Below are 18,006 nucleotides of genomic sequence, written 5' to 3'. Positions count from 1 at the left end.
ATTCTGTGATTTTTCTTTACAGAATAAGCGCATAGAATTATTGTTTCGTCACAACGGTGATATACGCGGGTGATATACGTGCTTTTTCCTCTTGTATGGCAGTATTTACGCACTCGATGGGTGGAAGTGTCTTTCGTTTTCTTCCTCCAAATTGCCGCAACTTTAGCTTCCTTAGAATTACCTGGACTAAACGCGCGCATCATTGATGAAGGTGTTGCTGTTGCCAATACGACTGCCATTTGGAAACTCGGTGCCTTCATGTTTCTTTTAACAGCAGCGCAAGGCATCGCTACCGGTATCGCCGTATTCCTTGGGGCTCGACTGTCCATGTCTTTAGGCGCGTGGTTGCGTGAAAAGTTATACGCTCACGTTCAAACTTTTGCCGCTCAAGATATTCACGTTTTCGGGGCGCCTTCGCTCATTACTCGCGCAACAAATGACGTGCAACAAATACAAACTGTCGTCATGATGTCTTTTGTCATCATGGTTCAAGCTCCTTTGATGGGTATTGGTGCGCTCATTCAGGCATTCAGACAAGACCTTCATCTGTGGCTCATTTTGCTGATTATGGTGCCGATTTTGTCAATAGTCGTGGGTTTCATTATGACGAAACTCGCACCTCAATTTGAGCGTCAACAAAACCGTATTGACACAATGAACACCGTCATACGCGAGGAATTATCCGGTATCCGTGTAATTCGTGCTTTTGTGCGAGAGCCTTTTATTTCCTCACGATATTTGGAAGCAAATAACAATTTACGTGAGATTGCTATACGCATTGGCCTGCTATTTGCTGTGCTCTTTCCATCAGCAGTATTCATTATTTCGCTGACAAATGTCGCAATTGTCTGGTTCGGCGGTCACCTCATCGCCTCGGGGCACACTCAGATCGGTTCACTTTTCGCATTCCTCAGCTATGTGGGTATGCTCCTCGGTTCCGTCATGATGTCTGCTTTTATTATTATGTCCATTCCACGGGCACGTATTTCTGCTCGTCGTATTCGAGAGGTAATAGAGCGTAATAGTTCAGTAGTTTCTGCATCTCAGCCACGTGATATTGCCCCTGTAGAAAACCTATCTGACAAGGCAACGGGCGTGCCTTCGTTGCTCCTGTCAGGCCCATCGGCAGGCCGTAAACCGTGGACTTTCACCCTCGATCATGTGTCCGTGCAGTATCTTGGCGCTGAAAATCCTGTGTTGCGTGACATCACACTTACGTTTGCGCCGGGGACAACAACTGCCATTATCGGTGCTACCGGTTCGGGGAAAACCACATTGATTCAGCTGCTTCCTCGCCTGATTGATCCTACCCGAGGGCAAGTCAAGGTCAATGGGGTCCCAACAACAGATATTGAGCTGACGCTCCTACGTCAACATATTTCTGTTGTTCCTCAACGGGCGTACTTATTTAGTGGCACTATCGCTTCCACTGTTTCGGGAGTGACCCAGCCTGATAATGCACAACGTGAACGTGTGCTCTGGGCGCTTCGCGGTGCCTGTGCTGACGAATTTGTTTCACGTATGGACGAGGGTATTGATGCGATTGTTGAACCGGGTGGTAAGAATTTTTCTGGCGGTCAAAGGCAGAGACTTTCTATTGCGCGGGCACTGTATCGTCAGAGTGACCTGTATATTTTCGATGATTCATCCTCTGCGCTAGATGCGTCAACGGATACTCAGTTACGCGCGTCTTTACCGCAATATACTCACGGCGCAGCCATTGTGCATGTTGCTCAACGTGTGGCTTCTGTGAAAGATGCCGACACAATTGTTGTTCTTGATGCCGGGCGCATTGTGGGCCAGGGAAGGCATGAGGATTTATTACGCACATGTGTGACATATCAAGAAATCGTTGCTTCTCAAAGTGGGCAGGAGGATAAGTGATGGCTCCTCAAAAAGATTCACGCGGTTCTGCTTTGCCCTCTCAGGCAGCTCATCCTTCTGTTGCTTTACGTCGTTTAGGTTCCGAACTTGCTCCAGAAAAATGGCGATTGTACGGAGTCGTGTTCTTCACGTTGGTGTCGGTAATATCTTCAGTTGCTGCTCCCAGTCTCCTCGGTAAAGGAACCGATATCCTTTTTTCAGGGATAGCTGCTGCTACGGATGGCGCTGCACAAAAGAACGAGGCTTTCGCCAGTAGTTTTGATTTCACAGGGCTTGCCTATGTTTTGTTTTTCGTCCTCGTTGTGTACACGCTGTCTGCTTTAAGTAGCTGGTTGGTGCAGGTCATTCTTACTCGCGCTATTCACAATGCTGGATGGCGCTTACGCGACAAGGTGCAAAAGAAAATTGAGGTGCTGTCACTGTCCTATTTAGATCGGACTCCTCGTGGGGATGTGATGTCGCGTGTCTCTAATGATATTGACAATATTACGCAGGTCATGTCACAAACTTTGTCGCAGTTTATTCAGTCTGTCCTGTTAGTAATCGGCATTATCGTCATGATGTTCATTATGTCATGGAAACTCACAGTGGCTTCTCTTGTTGTGTTGCCCGTGGGGATGTTCATTGTGTCGCTCATTATGCGAAGGGCGCAGCCGTATTTCCGTTCTCAATGGAAATCTACCGGTGATTTATCGGGAATTGTTGAAGAAACATTTACCGGACATGAGGTAGCCGTGCTTTACGGTTTAGAGGAACGTTTCGCTGAGGAATTTTCGCAGGCTAATGCGAGTTTGTGTCGTTCCTCTATGCGCGCTCAGTTTGTGTCGAGCCTTGTCATGCCGCTGATGAATCTTATTTCAACGGGCGTGTATGTGGTGATCGCTGTCGGTGGTGGACTGATGGTGACAGCCGGTTCTATGAGTTTAGGTGGAGTGCAGGCTTTCATTCAGTATTCACGCCAGTTCATGCATCCTCTGGGGACTTTGGCGACAATGGCCAGCAGTGTGCAGTCAGGCATTGCCAGTGCTGAGCGCATATTTGAGTTTTTAGACGCAGATGAGATGAGCGCAGATACTCCTCGCGCACATTTACCTCAGCGTGTCCGCGGAAGCATTGTTTTCGATCATGTGTCTTTCAGCTACGTGCCAGGTGAGCCTGTTATTAAAGACCTGTCTTTTAGTGTGGAGCCAGGACATATGGTGGCTATTATTGGCCCCACCGGAGCAGGTAAAACCACGCTCGTGAACTTACTTATGCGTTTTTACGATGTAGATTCTGGTCGCATCACCATTGACGGCGTGGATATCCGTGATATTTCACGTGATGATTTACGTCGCCATGTCGGTATGGTTTTGCAAGATACGTGGCTTTTTGATGGCACGTTGGCTGAAAATATTGCCTTTGGCCGTGCAGGTGCTTCGCATGATGATGTGGTGGAGGCTGCCCGGGCTACCGCTGTCGATCATGTGGTGCGTCACCTACCTGATGGGTATAACACTCACGTCACAGATGAGTCGGATGCCTTGTCATCGGGGGAACGTCAGCTTTTGACGATTGCACGCGCATTTGTTTCTCAGCCGGATTTACTCATTTTGGATGAAGCTACTTCTTCTGTCGATACACGTACAGAGGTTTTAGTGCAACAAGCAATGGACAGGCTTCGTCAAGGGCGGACAGCTTTTGTGATTGCTCACCGTCTGTCCACTATTCGTGATGCTGACATTATTTTGGTGATGCGTGATGGTGACGTGGTAGAAATGGGTCGCCATCAAGAGCTTCTTGACGCTGACGGCACGTATGCTCAGCTGTATCGGGCAAGTCTGTAGGGATACGGTGTGAGGCGGCCTGTCACCTTCCCCGCGGGCCGTCATATGCGACCTGTCAGATTCAGCTGGTAGGGTGCATACGGGTGAATTGTTGCCACCTGCGAAAGGATTTTTCATGCTGGCCTGCCCTATCCCTCACGTGCTTTTACCGACAGGTGCTGCGATGCCTCAGCTCGGCTTTGGGACATATAAAGTGGATCCGGAGGTCACATTCGATGTGGTTTCTCAAGCTATTGAGCTGGGTTATCGTCATATTGATACGGCCCAAATGTATGCGAATGAAGCTCAGGTTGGGCAGGCATGGGAACAGTCAGGCCTGAGCCGAGATCAAGTGTTCCTCACGTCAAAATTAAATAACGGGAATCATCAGCCAGAGCGTGCTCGTGATTCATTTGCGCGGACCCTCGATGATCTGCGGACGGACTATGTGGATCTTTTCCTTATTCACTGGCCCCTTCCCTCGCTGTATGGCGGTGACCTCATGATGCCGTGGCGAGTTTTAGAGGAATTTTTTGACCAGGGTCGGGCGCGAGCTATCGGGGTTTCAAATTTTCAGCCAGATCATCTGAAGGTTCTTTTTAATCATGCGGAGATTCAGCCGATGGTCAGTCAAGTGGAGGCTCATCCTTACTTGCCAAATAATGCTGTTCGGGATATGGCACGTCATGCGGGTATGGTGACGCAAGCATGGTCACCTTTAGCGCGAGGACGTGCTGCTCATGACCCGTTGCTTGCCAGTATCGGTGAAAAGTATGGTGCTTCGGCTTCTCAAGTGGCTTTACGGTGGGCGACGATGCGCGGTGATGTCGTTTTCCCTAAGTCGTTGAGTGTTCAACGTCAACGGGAAAACTTCATGATTTTTGATTACGAGCTTTCTGAGCAGGATATGGAAAGTATCAGCGCATTAGATGAGGGCGAGGCTGGCCGGACCGGTTCACATCCTGACACGATGAATCGTTTATAACCAGTCTTTTTCAGGGTTAATCGCACCGGTACGTTACTGTTTTCACCTGTTTGTGTTTTTATTGTTGCAAGGCGGAAGGGGTACGCCCTGTCATTTCTTGACCTTTTGGCTTCGTGCGTTCCGTGCGTATATTCATGATATTTCTCAGGTAACTTCCAGATTTGGTGGATAAACTAGAGACATGGCAACGCCGCATCCTTCAACCGATTCTGCTATTCAGCGTTTACCTGATGGCACGGTGAAGCAAAGAAACCTTTTAACGGGCACTGAGGTTTGGACTGTTCCAGGACGAGGAAATCGTCCGTTGAGCACCGCCTCATCGAAGCCTGATCCTATCGATCATTCGTCAGATGGGCACCATTGCGCTTTTTGCAGTGAACGCTACCTAGAGACTCCACCAGAAAAATCACGGCGCATCCGCCTTGATGACGGAACGTGGCAAGAACTCGCTGGTCTGCCTGCGGAAGAATTAGCTACAACAACCGCTGAATTTCGACGTATCCCGAATCTTTTTGAGATCGTGTCGTATAACTACTGGCATATGAACTACGGTCATGTTCCTTCAGAGGAGCAGCATCGTCGGATGGCACAGTATTTAGCGTCGTCACGCGGATACGATCATGTGATGCAGGTTGTCGGAGCACGCATGAAAGCAACCGGCATGTCTGATGAGGATTTGGCTCTGCTTACGGATTCAGATTTGCTGCGTCAAGCAAATGGGTTTTTCTCTGGCGGCCACGATTTAATTATTGGTCGGCGGCATTACATTGACGGTGCGGATGACACGTCACAATTGGCTTCTTCGGGGACTCTCACGCCGGAGGAACATTACCAGTACACAGATTTCACAATCCGCGCCATGCAGGATCTGTACCATTTGAACTCGAATGTCCGCTATGTTGCAGCTTTTCAAAACTGGTTGAAACCTGCGGGGGCTTCTTTCGATCATCTGCATAAGCAGCTTGTGGCGATTGACGATCATGCTGTGCAAACCCAAGCAGAGGCTGATCGTTTACGTCACGACCCACTTATTTACGATGAGATTTTGAAAGTCGCTGCTACACGTAAGTTACTGGTTGCTCAAAACGATCATGCGGTCGCAATTGTCGGTTTCGGTCACCGTTTCCCTGGTTTAGCTGTGTGGCCGCTTCACGCGCCACGTAATCCGTGGGAGTGTGATGATGAGGTCATACGCGCTGTTTCGGATCTGTTACATGCCGTACACGCTGCGACAGGGGCTGAGGTTGCCTGCAATGAGGAGTGGTACCATCGGCCTCCAGATGTTGATGTTCCTTTGCGTTGGCGCATACTTTTGAAGTGGCGGCTATCCACTGTAGCCGGTTTTGAGGGTGGGACACGTATTTACTTAAATACGCTTGATCCGTGGACGGTTGCTGACCGTGTTATTCCGCGACTGTTAGAGATGCGTGATTCCGGTGTGATTGCTCCTATGCGTATTGGTGAGGAATGTCGAGTATCACCGGATTTACTGCGCAACTAGGGTTGAGGTCTGGGTTTTAAGGGCGCTTGGCGTTTCCTTGTTCTCTTTCCCTTTGCACGTACCATAGGTGGGCGCGCTTTACCTTCAACACTGTCCTCGTTACTCACCTGCTTAACAGAAACCAGATGAGTAACGGATGCTTGTGTGCTTACCAGTTTTTGACCGTTGCAACCGGGTCAGCCAGTAATTCTTCACTCAGCACTGCGGCATCCTCTTGAATTGGGAAAAACCATTGAGCTGGTGTTGCTTCCACATGGCCTTCTTCAATGGGACGTACCCATCCTGTTTGAGCGATCAGCCGCTGTCCCGCGGGGGAAGTCAGAAAAGCCATGAAAGATTCTGTTCCTTCGGATAATGTTTCCCGCTGATCGGTGACAACACCTAAGGCACGCACGATCCGCTGCACGCATGTTCCTGAAACTACCTGGGCTGCTGTTTGTGTGCCCGTGTTATCGCGGCTCACAGCAGCAACTGACTGCGCAGCAACGATTAACGGCTTCCTATCTGCGTCCTCGGATGAAGTAGCAGGGGCAGCAGCACTGTGTTCTTCTGTTGATTGCGGTTTATTCGCTGTGGAGGAGGATTCTGCAATCACATCTGCTGCGCTCCACGCGGAAAGTACATGCGGCATATCGGATGCAATCGTTACGCCATTCCCTCGGAGTGCTGATATCCATGTGAGGGCATCTGTTCCTTTCATTTGCGCGATCAGTTGAGCAAATGAACGTCCTTCGGCGCTGCTGTGAGGGTCAGGAATTACAAGGCGACCACTGTGTGCAGGATCTGTTAAGGAGTCAATTCCTGAGGGAATGTCGATGCGATTTGCAGAATACCAAGATGTGTCAGCATGAACACACACATCATCACGTCCGTAGGCAAGCGCATCTGGCACGTGAGTATTCGTTGAGTCGGCGGCGATTGTTGCGCTTTGTGCGGAAAATATTTTCACATTCGTGGCAGCGGAAATTTTCTGCGCATCGGTGTCGTCTACGCCCACGATGACATCCACATGTTCTGGTAGGTCCGCAGTGGAATCAGCGTGATGTTGGACTAGTGTAAAACCACTGTTTTCCTCAAAAAATTTCACAAGGGCTTCCGGAAGTGGCTGACCTGACATGTAGGCAACGGTCACGGTACCTGTGCCGTGTCGTAGGAGTGTATTTAAGTCGTCACTGGCATTTCGAGCCTGTGGCATTTGCTCACCGGATTGTGTAGGGGTGGAATATCCGAAAGAGTCAGCGGGAAATGTCAGCCCACCGGTGGCAGATGAACATGCTGCTAAGCTACATGCTGCAAGAATGAGTGTCGCGCAGCTGAGTTGCCGCATATTTTTTCGCATCATCCGACCTTTCACAATGCTGTGTTCCACTGATCGTCACTGTCATTCTACGTCTCATGTTCATTTTATGGGTTCATCGCATGTGAGCTTCGTAGCGCACGGTTGTTTGCATTCAGTGCCACGTGGATCATGATTAGGGAGCGTTTTCCGCGCCTTTGAACTATGTGGTGTTTTGTAGCCTTCGTTGATTTTCGTCACGGCATACGGGATTCCTGCACGCAGCACGTAAGTAAGGCATGATTGTGTCAAAGCGATTTTGCGTTCAGGCGTATTTGGTTATTTCATCGAGTAAGGAGAGCCCGTGGATCTTGGATGGAAACTCATGTCTGCAGGAGCGATGGCGTTAACAGCTATTGCTGCGGGTAAAGTTGCCGAAATAGGGTGGCGTGCGGTTACTGGTTTAGATGTGCCTAGTGATGATGATGAGAACGCGAGTTTGGCCACAGTGGTTGCTTTTGCTGCAGCGTCAGCAGCCGTTGTCGCAATCGCTCAGTACTACACGTCGCAAGGCACACGGAAACTGTACGCTTCGCGTGTGACAGATACGACTGATTCACTGATTCTCTGATTACTTATCGGCTTATTCCCTGTCGTTGAAAGCGAAATGGCGTACCCCTTACTCGCATAGGTAATCATCCCCAAGTCGGATGCGCCTTTGAGGGTTACACGATCTTCGCTGTCACATAGGCGCGTGAGCGCGACTGACTGGTACTTGTTGTGGGTGCGCCCTGCCTAAAATCGCCTCAGCTTTTCGTGAACTTCAGATGAACGGAAGGTAGTTACTTAAGTCTGTACGTTCACCGGAGGCTTGTGCCCGTCCGGTGGCACATGCTTCGTTCCATTCCAGACTTCCAGTGGCTAACCTGAGCCACGTGTGTGGGTCCATTTCTATAACAGATGGCGGAGTTCCACGACGATGCACTGTTCCCTCAAAAGCTTGAACTGCTCCTGCTGGTGGGACTCGAATTTCAACGGCTCGTCCCGGATACAAAAGATTCAATTCTTCAAGTGCCCATCGGACTGCCGTATAAAGATCCTCACGTAAGGTTCCTTCTTGCTCTTGTTTCCATAGGGCAAGGGCGCGCTTGCCAGCATCCTCACTTATTCGTCGTCGTGCCATGTGTTTTATCGTAACGCGCAGCTCAGGTGTCTGTATTCGACAGGTACAACATGATGAAGCGCTTTCGTGGCCTCATGTCACATGACAGGCTTCAGCATGGTCGGGCTGCTTTTTACCAATCTAACAGCTGAATAGCGTGTACACGCGCTCCTCATGTATGATTGCGTGTTGAGGTAGCGTGTCCGAGCGGCCGAAGGTGCAGCACTCGAAATGCTGTGTGGTGTAACAGCCACCCTGGGTTCAAATCCCAGCGCTACCGCCACCAGAATCCCCGAGATTTCAACAAAAGTTAAGTCTCGGGGTTTTGTTTTGTCGTACCCACACCGGCACAACCAGCGCATCGGCTTTTTAGTAACACACCGGCCACATACTTGCTATCCCTGCTTTGAAGAACCAGAGTAGACAAAGTCGAATTGCTACTCGCTTCACGTGAAGCGGCTGCAACAACTGAGTGCCTTGTCCCCAACTTTCGGAGGCGATATGTCCTTCCCTGGTTCCGCATCCACCAGTACCACTCACACCCCCGAACCAGCAGGCCTGCCTCCCACTGTGATACGTAAAAGAAACGAAATCAACCTTCCTGTTTTCCTGATCGCCGCCGCCCTCATCACAGGCATTGCGATCGCTGCAATCTGCGCACCCACACAAGTAAGTAACTTTTTTAACAATGCAGTCACCTGGACAGGCCGTCATTTCGGCAGTTTCTACATTGCTTTAGCAACAGCCGTCCTCGTCCTCGTGATCGCGCTTGCTTGGAGCCGTTTCGGTCGGGTCAGGTTGGGTCCCGATGACTCACGTCCCCAATTTTCCACTTTTTCGTGGGCTTCTATGCTTTTTGCTGCAGGTATCAGCACTGACATCATGTTTTTTGCCGTCGCAGAGCCAATCACGCAGTACATGCATCCTCCTGTCGGGGAAGGTCAAAGCATAGAGGCAGCCCGCCAAGCCGCTGTCCTCACAATTTTCCACTACGGTTTACATGGCTGGGGTTTGTACACAATCCTTGGCCTTGCCTTGGCTTACTTCACGTATCGACGCGGTTTCCCTTTATCTTTACGTGCGACACTACGTCCTTTGCTCGGTAAGCACGTGAACGGCTGGTTAGGTCATATCGTCGATGCTGCGGCACTGGTCGGCGGAATGTTCGGCATTGCAACATCGCTGGGGGTCGGGATTGTCCAACTCAATGTCGGTCTTGAAATGGTTTTCGGTATTCCACGAGGCCTTGGTTTGCAAATTGGCTTACTGGTCTTAGGGGTCACGACTGCGTGCTGGTCTGCGATATCGGGTGTCGATAAAGGCGTGAAATTCCTGTCGATGGCGAATGTGGTTCTTGCTGGTGTTCTTGCTGTTTTCGTGCTGGTCACGGGGCGTTTCACATTCCTCGTTGATGCGGTCATTGGTAATGTTGGTGATTTCTTTTCCTCATTACCTGGCTTGTCGCTGGAAACATATGCGTGGGATCGTCCAGATGAGTGGCTTAATGGGTGGACCTTGTTCTTCTGGGCGTGGTGGATTACTTGGGCGGCATTCGTTGGTTTATTCCTTGCGCGCATTTCCCGAGGCCGTACTTTACGTGAATTTGTTATTGGTACTTTGACGATTCCTTTTACTTATGTCGTCATGTGGGTTGGGATTTTCGGGAATTCTGCTCTTGATTTGGCGCGTAATGGTAGTGAAGCGACCCCTTACGGCACTTTAGGAACCTCTGGCGCGGAATTTGCTCACCAAGTTGTTGCAAGCCCCGAGGAAGGGTTATTCAGCTTATTGTCCAGCCGTCCTTTGGGTGCTGTGGCAGTGATTTTAGCGGTTATTGTGGGCTTACTGTTCTACGTGACCAGCGCTGATTCTGGGGCTTTGGTGATGAGCGAGTTATCAATGCGTCACCCTGTGATTGAACCGCATGTGCGTGTTCGACGTAAAACTGGGGCCTGTGTGGAATCGACAGTCTCTGAAAGTACGGATAGCTGCACAGCAGGTCTTTTGAGTGAGTCTGAGGCCGCAGTAGCGCCTTACCCTGCTCTTTCCCCGGCTCACACTGAAAGCATAGAGGAACAGGTAAAAATGCCGCTTCATACCTGTGTTGAGGCTAATGGAAGCACGGCAGAAACGCATGCCTCTGCTGATGATCCTTCAGATACGGTGGATGGGCCACCGTGGATGCGTGTTTTCTGGGCTGTGGCAACGGGGGCGCTCACTGTTGCTATGTTGCTTGCCGGAGGTATCCCGATTCTGCAAAGTGCAACGGTTGTCATGGCTTTGCCTTTTGCTGTGGTTGTGGTTGCTGTTGCCGTGTGCTTGGTCAAAGAGATTCGCGCGCATGAACCACGGCGTGAGGACCTTCAGTTACGGGCGCAAAGTGAGCGAGGATGAGGAGCAATCCGTTTCACTTTGAGGGCGCGTATCAGCGAAGTTTAGGACGCGCGTCGTCACGGTGGGTACCCTCCGTTGAAGTCCTGTTAGCTTCTTCATTTGTTGCTGTTGACTTTGAAACTGCAAATTCACGAAGTGGAGCTTCTGCTTGTCAAATTGCGCTTGTGAAAGTGGTTGATGGTCAAATTATCGATACTTTTTCGACGTTACTTAAACCGCCTCGTGAATTGAATTATTTTGTGTTCAGCGACATTCACGGAATCACTGGTCATCATGTGCGTCACGCGCCTTCATGGGAGCAGATCGCTCAGGAAGTGTCGGTTTTCGTTGCTGGTTTGCCGGCATATGCGCATAATGCGACCTTTGATTCAAAGGTGTGGCGCGAACTTGATGAGTATTTTGGTGTTCGTACTTATCCCGCCGATTTTTATTGCACGTATAGGACCGCACGCAAAATGGTGAGTGGTTTACAAAATTACAAGCTACCTACCGTCACAAAAGCGCTGGCCCCTGCCTTTCGGTTGAAACATCATGATGCTACGTCAGATGCTCAGGCATGCGCGATGATTGTGCTGGCACTCCAAAACCGTATCCGTACAACTGAGATTCGGTTTTTGTAGACCTTTTCTCCCTGTGTCCTATTGATTCAGCTCAGCTTCCTATCATCCTTCTTTGCGTCGCAGCGCGATCATGATGCCTGCGATTGTCAGTAGTAGTCCTCCACCGATAATGGCGATCATCTGGCCGCGACCTGCTGTAGGAAGTTTCCCTTCTTCCCAGTTTTTCACTGTGACTACAGCACCGTTCACAACGACACCATCTTCACCAAGCGGAGCACTACGAGTAACAATGCCTTCCTTGGTGACGGTGAATTTCCAGGGTGCGGGCAGGCGAGCAAACCCAGCCGGCGCAACCAGTTCACGCAGCTCATAGTCACCGGGAGCGAGGTCAAAAGTCCACTTCGGACCGCCTTTAAGTTCTTTACCTTGCTCAGGCAAACCGGGGCCTTTGAGGTTAAATGTTGCTCCCTCAAGTTCCTTATCGGTATAGCCGTCTTTCTTTTCAAGGTGAATCTCAAAAGCATCAGGCGTAGTTTCAGTGAATGTGTCTTTGTCTTCCACGAGTTTGCCGGACTTCAGGCCCACAGCCCAGACACGAACTTCATCCTCATGGACCGCTGAGCGGCCAAGTGCAGGAAGTGTCGCCGTACACGTAAGAGACTTTCCAACAGGAAGCACATTATGCTCTGTGCCTTCAATTGTGATTTTCTCCCATTCACACGCGATTTCGCCAACGTTCACGTTACCTTGCGTTGTTGTATCTTCCAGTTGAGGGTCCACTAAGTCCTCTGCGCCATTATTTTTAATGGTGAAATTGATGACCGTGGATTCTGTCGGCCCCACTTGGATTTTATTGACTTCTTTTGTATGACCAGGGTTGTCCTCATCGTTTACAGTTGTTGTCTTAGTGACCGATATGTTGGGCACCCACATTTCAATCGCAGTGTTAAAGTTCGGGGCTTCGCCGCCGCTTGGCGCATTTTGGACGCGAGTGTGAGTAATTGACCCGTCAGCACGTGGGGCAACAACATCGACGCTAAAGGATTCTCCTGCCCGAGAAATGAAGGCTGCGCCATAGTCGAGCACTTTGAGGGTAGCACCCGGTTTGTCGGGGTCAGGAACGGTAGTTTGGTCAGAGATCGCGTACTGGATGGAGTAGGTCCCAGGTGCTACACCGTCAAAACGGAAAGTACCATCGGTGGCGGTCACCGTCGTGGCAACAGTATTACCCGTCCCATCTAACAGGTAGACATCAACACCGGAAACGTGACGATCGCTGTTTTGTCGTTCAATCCCTTCACGGTCTTCATCCACCCATACGCGGCCGGATACCGCGGCAGGCTCTATTGCCCTGATATTTGCTGGAATAAGCGTCTCAACTTGATCGCACTGGTCACCTGGCATCTCCCATTTATTCCACGTGACATCCGACGAACAGGTTGTGTTGGTGCGTAGCTTATCCGTCTGGGCAACATCGGGTGAACGTAACTCTGGTGGGGTCACGCCAGTACGCGGGTTCTCTTTGCTGGAAACAATTGCTTGGTTTGCTAACACTTGTTTGACATTGGTGTAAGGGACTTTAGCGGAAACCAGCAGTTGTGTTTCTGTACCTGGCAACATGTCGGGTAAAGAGTAGGACCTGGTAAGGATGTTTCCGTCCTTACGAGTACCTGTCGGAGCAATCACTTGTTCTTTCGCCGCAGGGACACGGAAGTTAATTTCACGGGGAGAAATCTGAATAGCTCCACCGGGATATCCTAATAATCCACTACTCGCGTAGCCAACGCTGTAGATAGTCCCATCAGTATCTTGCATGTAGCCAGTACTCGACATAAAGATGTTGGAAAACTTCTTATCTGGCACAAGGATTTTTGGCGGTTGATGGCCATCTCCATCCACCGTCAGCAATCCACTTCGTTTTTCACCCCAGCCCCACAGGTTTCCTTCGGTATCGAGAGCGTATGTTGCAGCCCACGAACCCCCTGTCACAACTCGTGTGAATTTCATTGATTCTTGAACGCGCCTAGGCACATTACTAGAGTACGGATAATAGGCAGTACCCCAACGACCACCGTTATTCCCCCAGCCCCACAGGTTATTGTTAGAATCAATAGCCATCACTGAGCTGTAATAAGGTGCGAGATCAACGAATTTTATCTCTCCTGTACTTGTAATTTTTGTTGGTGTCGATACGACTCGACCGGAAACTGTATTGCCTAAACCAAGATTACGATATTCGTTTGAGCCCCAGGCCCAAATCTGCCCATTTACGTCGAGGGCAAATGAAACAGCAGCAAGCCCCGGAGTGCCAGACGCGAAGACTCGTGCAATTGGCACTGGTATATCTAGCTTTTGCGGAATTGGATGCGCGTCACGATCTTGGGTGCCGATACCAAGCTCACCGTACCGGTTCTCACCCCAGGTCCAGACATTACCTTCAGCATCCACTGCTAGACTGTGCATAGGACCAGCTGCAATGTGAGTAAAAACAGTATCAGGCTGAATCTTTGTTGGTATCCGCGTATTGATGGTCGATCGATAGTCACAGATTTCAGGCTGCTTTGGAAGGTTTGGGGTATCAGTTGCTGCAAGTCCTAATTGCCCTAAAGCGTTATATCCCCAGACCCAGATATGTCCTTCACGATCCAGCGCTAAACGATGTTTGTGCCCACTGGCTACTTGGTTAAAAAGGACACCGGGGGTAGCTACCAAACTTGGCCTGACATCCTTTATTCGTGGATCATCTGCTGGCAAACCACGTATCCCACATGCTTCGGGACCCCAAGTCCACAACTCGCCGCCTTGATCGACAGAGACGCCCTCAGCGAAAGTGCTCATTGACCTGTTTTGTTCGGGTGTTCCGTAGCTAACGGTCACATCGGTAGCATTACCGGCCAAGACATCGTTGAACTGGACTGCACTTTGGCGGGTATTACCGTCATTCTTAATGGTAACGGCCCACTCCACTGTACATTCAGTGTCACGACAGTTAGCTTCGGCTGGTTTTTTCTGGATATCGACGTGCGGTTCACGCGCATAAAAACCAAAGTTCACATTTTCAAACACCTCGTCAATGCCAAGATTAACCGTATCGGAAACCTTCTGAGAGGCCCCAAAGCGCCTGTACTTGTACGAGTAGGTTTGTGTGACAGATGGATCTGTACTTGCATTGAATTGTGATCTCACCGTTTCCGGCACACCCTCAAGGATTTTTACCTTGTAGTCGCCGTGGATGAAGTCACGCGGGAAAGCATAGTAACCCTCAGCATTCGTCGTTGTTTCAGCAAGCTTCTCATCGCCTCTGAACAAACCGAGGGTCACTCCCTCAATCCCTTTAGAGTTTTTCTGGCGGTCACGACCATTACCGCCTTCATCCCAGTACACGTAGCCCGTGACTTGAGATGCCACAACCTCATTGAAAGCCGGCCACGGGTCTGGGCTGGGATGATCTGTGCCAGGAACGGTTGCACCAGAAATCCATGTCACGTAAGTGTCACCCAGTTCATGATCGGAAGAACGGAGAGTGTACTTAATAGTCGAAATACCTTGCTGTCCGCCGGTAGGCTGAATGATTTTGATTCGTGTTACTTGGTCTGCTTTACCTTCAGGAATGGAGTCCACCCAGGTTCCTTCAGCACCCGCAATCTCAAATTGAATTGTGGTACCAGGCACCGATCTCTTGGGATCAACCGAAACATCACTTAGTGTGTAACCTCCGTGATAAGCAGACTTATCAGCACCTTCATAGTTGGCTGGCAAAGGGTCCTTTGCTCGCGCAGAAGGAAGTTCAATAATGGCTTCGCCGCCCAAACCTTGACCTTGAGATGCGACAGCGACAACTGCGGTGAAACGCATTGGCTGCCCTTTTTCCACCCGAGGATCGTCGGTGGTTATACTGGTGGACTTCACATCCAAAGGTAAGGCAACGGTGCTTGCTGACGCTGGGTAGATGCGTCCCTCTTGCTCATAGTCATTCAGCACCCAGTTAGCCTTCGTACTAATATCACCTAAAGCTAAAGTGGATACCCGAGCATCAAAAGTCAGAGGCGTGACTTCAGATTCTCCACGACTATAGTTTGTGGGCACCCATGACCCGTCCTTTCCTACGAGGAAAGTGGCTTTACCGGGCTTTTTGGTGGCACAATCACCAATTTCAAGAGAGCCTTCCAGTAGGCTCCACCCTTCACCTACGTTAGTTACATCCGTCACGCACGGATCCAAAGTGACGTCGAGGCGTGTTGACACTGACTGTGTGGAGCTAATCAAGCTACGCACAGTAGGTGTGATGGTGTAGGTCAATGTGGGATCATCGAAGTTCAGTGTCTTGTCATCCACTGTCATATTCAACCTACCCGTGGGTATCGCCTTTTCCAGTGGGAAAACGTCCCAGTCGTACGGCGGATCGTCGACAACTCCGTTTACTGCACCAATGAGTCGATCTGTGAAGGAGACGGGCAAGGGTTTCAGTTTGGCAAAGTCATCGGTAATCCGAGCAGGAAAATAAACCTTGTAGTCACCACCAGCATCTTCACCGATAGGCAAATTGGGAACTTTTACGCGCAGTGCACTTGCTCCCGCAGGTGGAGTATCGGAAGTAACCCAACCGGCATCATTTGACGTAGTGATTGATTCGTCTTGGAATTTTCCGCCTCCAGGACGTTCACCTACGTACCATTCAACGGTGCGTTCACCTTCGTATTCCTTACCATTGGGCATAAGGACTTGAATTGGACCGGTTGCTACCTGTTCACGAGGGTTCCACTGGTCAGTGAAAGTAAAATGAGCGGTCGTTGATCCGTCCTGCAGGCTCACCCTATTGGTGTAGGCATACAGGTAGACCTTGAGTTGCGTATCTTCTGTGACGTACTCATTGCCACTGTATTTTGCTCGTGCTGCATAGCCGTGATCGAAGTCTTTCATGCCGGCTTCCCAATAGGTTGCACCATTAGTGGAAGGGCGAAGTACCTCTTTAACGAATTTCTGGTGAAATTTGATCTGCTCGTGATAGAAACGCAACCGGGTGTAGTCGTTATTTTCCGAGTAAAAACCTCGAACTGCCGTGGTATTTCGAGCGCCAGCGGTGCTCACATACTCTTTTTGATCTGAGCCAGGCTGCCAACCATCACCGTTGTTAAGGTAATCAGGCGTGGAAAATGCGTCTTTATCCAGTTCAACATGAAGTGGGTATTCGTAGCTACCCATCTGATCGACGGGAATACCCCAACCGTCATTATTGAAGAAACGCACAGTGAGGCTTCCACTTGTTTTAGGTAACCGGATTTTACCGTTCACGATTGGAACATCTGCGCCGCCGATTTGCGCTGTCGTTCCTTCTGGCAAGCTTGATACGTCTAAATAACCGGACCAGGAAGTAAGAGTAGAAGCGCCCTTGGGGGACCATTGCGTATCCACGACTGGGCGCGGATATACCTCTACCTCAACGAATCTTTCATCGCGAGTATATGGTGCCCGCAAAAAGTAAGGAGCACCATCCTCTGACTTGTCATAGTTAGAGGGGCGCACCATGATGTCAGCGCGCGGAGCAGATACGACTGTGTATCCTTTTGAGGAAAATGATGAGTAGGCGGGATTATCGTCGTTCGCAACTTCAACTTTGACGACCTGATCGCTTTTGGCTTCACCGGCCGTGTCTTTAGCGGTAAGTACAAGTGGAGCGGATAAAGCTACCGGGACACCGCGTTTCGTCCTGTAGGTGACTGTGACAACCCGTGAGGTAGGATCCCATTTTGGCGCGCCTACCTGCGTAATAAAGGTGTTACCTCCACCGGCAAGTGTGGGGTTTGCTTTAGCATCAAAATCAAGCCATTCAGGGATTGTGTATCGCACCTGAATCAGACGCTCAGGCCCTGGTTCGACACGAATATATGAGGTCAGTCCAACGAAGTCACCTGAAGCAACTACACCGTCGTCTTTCGTGTTATCGCCGGGTTCAAAACCGTTTGCGGCGTTAATAAAAGTCTGTGCAGAACCGCCTGATGGGGTCCTCACGTCATGACCGGTGCCATCGTAGTCAGAGGTAAGTGTGGCGGAGGCGTATGGGTTAGGCACTGTGGTAGCAGTTGACGCATCAGTGACAAGCGTGAGGCTAAGCGTTGCCACTGCGAGTGAGCAAACTAAGCGCCGCGCAAAGAAACGTCGAGAGCCCATCGAAAATCCCTCATCTTGATCGTCGATTCACTTGCTCATCGTCGAAGTGCAAGAAAGTACACGGCCCTTACGACAGATGCAAAAACTTGCCGACAATGAGAAACCATAGTAGGTGAATTTAAGGAAACAATCCGCATATATTCAAAATATGAACATAAGCAGATCCATTTCCATCCAATACTCCACGCTACAGGGAATAAACTCAGCGCGCACGATTTTCTCAGGTGAGTAATACCTCGCATGCAGGTCGAATAGCTAATTTTCGCCACTT

Annotated in this window: 10 protein-coding genes and 1 tRNA gene; 8 read left to right on the top strand and 3 right to left on the bottom strand. The window is 50.1% G+C overall.

What is annotated here, in order from left to right:
- Positions 1–78: 78 nt before the first annotated feature.
- From LRP57_RS08310 to LRP57_RS00210, 4 genes are all read left to right on the top strand, one after another.
- A complete protein-coding gene (locus LRP57_RS08310; RefSeq protein WP_231203910.1) occupies positions 79–1,884 on the top strand; it encodes an ABC transporter ATP-binding protein in 1,806 nt (601 codons plus the stop codon).
- A complete protein-coding gene (locus LRP57_RS00220) occupies positions 1,884–3,710 on the top strand; it encodes an ABC transporter ATP-binding protein (protein ID WP_231203908.1) in 1,827 nt (608 codons plus the stop codon). Before LRP57_RS08310 ends, LRP57_RS00220 begins: the two co-directional genes overlap by 1 nt.
- Before the next feature lie 115 nt (positions 3,711–3,825).
- Complete coding sequence (locus tag LRP57_RS00215; protein WP_231203906.1) at positions 3,826–4,674, top strand: aldo/keto reductase; 849 nt, start codon at positions 3,826–3,828, stop codon at positions 4,672–4,674.
- A gap of 181 nt (positions 4,675–4,855) precedes the next feature.
- Complete coding sequence (locus LRP57_RS00210) at positions 4,856–6,175, top strand: DUF4921 family protein (protein WP_231203904.1); 1,320 nt, start codon at positions 4,856–4,858, stop codon at positions 6,173–6,175.
- Between the two features lie 148 nt (positions 6,176–6,323).
- Here LRP57_RS00210 and LRP57_RS00205 read toward each other — a convergent pair whose 3' ends face one another.
- Positions 6,324–7,517 (bottom strand): substrate-binding domain-containing protein, encoded by a 1,194-nt coding sequence (locus tag LRP57_RS00205; protein ID WP_231203902.1) that lies wholly within the window; start codon positions 7,515–7,517, stop codon positions 6,324–6,326.
- Positions 7,518–7,815: 298 nt separating this feature from the next.
- Here LRP57_RS00205 and LRP57_RS00200 point away from each other — a divergent pair, with 298 nt between their 5' ends.
- Entirely contained in the window at positions 7,816–8,082 is a 267-nt protein-coding gene (locus tag LRP57_RS00200; RefSeq protein WP_231203900.1) for a DUF4235 domain-containing protein, read from the top strand.
- Between the two features lie 192 nt (positions 8,083–8,274).
- Here the strand turns inward: LRP57_RS00200 and LRP57_RS00195 are convergent, their stop codons facing one another.
- Complete coding sequence (locus tag LRP57_RS00195) at positions 8,275–8,634, bottom strand: sterol carrier family protein (RefSeq protein ID WP_231203898.1); 360 nt, start codon at positions 8,632–8,634, stop codon at positions 8,275–8,277.
- Positions 8,635–8,806: 172 nt separating this feature from the next.
- Here LRP57_RS00195 and LRP57_RS00190 point away from each other — a divergent pair.
- The 3 genes from LRP57_RS00190 to LRP57_RS00180 all read left to right on the top strand — a co-directional run bounded on the left by LRP57_RS00190 (position 8,807) and on the right by LRP57_RS00180 (position 11,627).
- Positions 8,807–8,896: transfer RNA gene (locus LRP57_RS00190), tRNA-Ser, on the top strand.
- 218 nt (positions 8,897–9,114) lie between these two features.
- Entirely contained in the window at positions 9,115–11,007 is a 1,893-nt protein-coding gene (locus LRP57_RS00185) for a BCCT family transporter (protein WP_231203896.1), read from the top strand.
- The gene (locus tag LRP57_RS00180; RefSeq protein ID WP_231203894.1) at positions 11,004–11,627 is read left to right on the top strand and encodes a 3'-5' exonuclease; all 624 of its coding nucleotides are present in this window, start codon (positions 11,004–11,006) and stop codon (positions 11,625–11,627) included. Before LRP57_RS00185 ends, LRP57_RS00180 begins: the two co-directional genes overlap by 4 nt.
- Before the next feature lie 42 nt (positions 11,628–11,669).
- Here the strand turns inward: LRP57_RS00180 and LRP57_RS00175 are convergent, their stop codons facing one another.
- Positions 11,670–17,735 carry an RCC1 domain-containing protein gene (locus LRP57_RS00175; RefSeq protein ID WP_231203892.1) on the bottom strand — a complete coding sequence of 2,022 codons (6,066 nt, stop codon included), beginning with the start codon at positions 17,733–17,735 and terminating at the stop codon, positions 11,670–11,672.
- Between the last annotated feature and the right edge of the window lie 271 nt (positions 17,736–18,006).

Source organism: Schaalia sp. lx-260 (assembly GCF_021083645.1).
Lineage (GTDB): Bacteria > Actinomycetota > Actinomycetes > Actinomycetales > Actinomycetaceae > Pauljensenia.
This window is presented reverse-complemented; position numbering and strand designations above follow the sequence as displayed.

What these genes read in the sequence shown, in the direction of transcription:
- LRP57_RS00220 (WP_231203908.1), top strand. Translation starts at nt 1,884, where the DNA reads ATGGCTCCTCAAAAAGATTCACGCGGTTCTGCTTTGCCCTCTCAGGCA.
- LRP57_RS00215 (WP_231203906.1), top strand. Translation starts at nt 3,826, where the DNA reads ATGCTGGCCTGCCCTATCCCTCACGTGCTTTTACCGACAGGTGCTGCG.
- LRP57_RS00210 (WP_231203904.1), top strand. Translation starts at nt 4,856, where the DNA reads ATGGCAACGCCGCATCCTTCAACCGATTCTGCTATTCAGCGTTTACCT.
- LRP57_RS00205 (WP_231203902.1), bottom strand. Translation starts at nt 7,517, where the DNA reads ATGATGCGAAAAAATATGCGGCAACTCAGCTGCGCGACACTCATTCTT.
- LRP57_RS00195 (WP_231203898.1), bottom strand. Translation starts at nt 8,634, where the DNA reads ATGGCACGACGACGAATAAGTGAGGATGCTGGCAAGCGCGCCCTTGCC.
- LRP57_RS00185 (WP_231203896.1), top strand. Translation starts at nt 9,115, where the DNA reads ATGTCCTTCCCTGGTTCCGCATCCACCAGTACCACTCACACCCCCGAA.
- LRP57_RS00180 (WP_231203894.1), top strand. Translation starts at nt 11,004, where the DNA reads ATGAGGAGCAATCCGTTTCACTTTGAGGGCGCGTATCAGCGAAGTTTA.
- LRP57_RS00175 (WP_231203892.1), bottom strand. Translation starts at nt 17,735, where the DNA reads ATGGGCTCTCGACGTTTCTTTGCGCGGCGCTTAGTTTGCTCACTCGCA.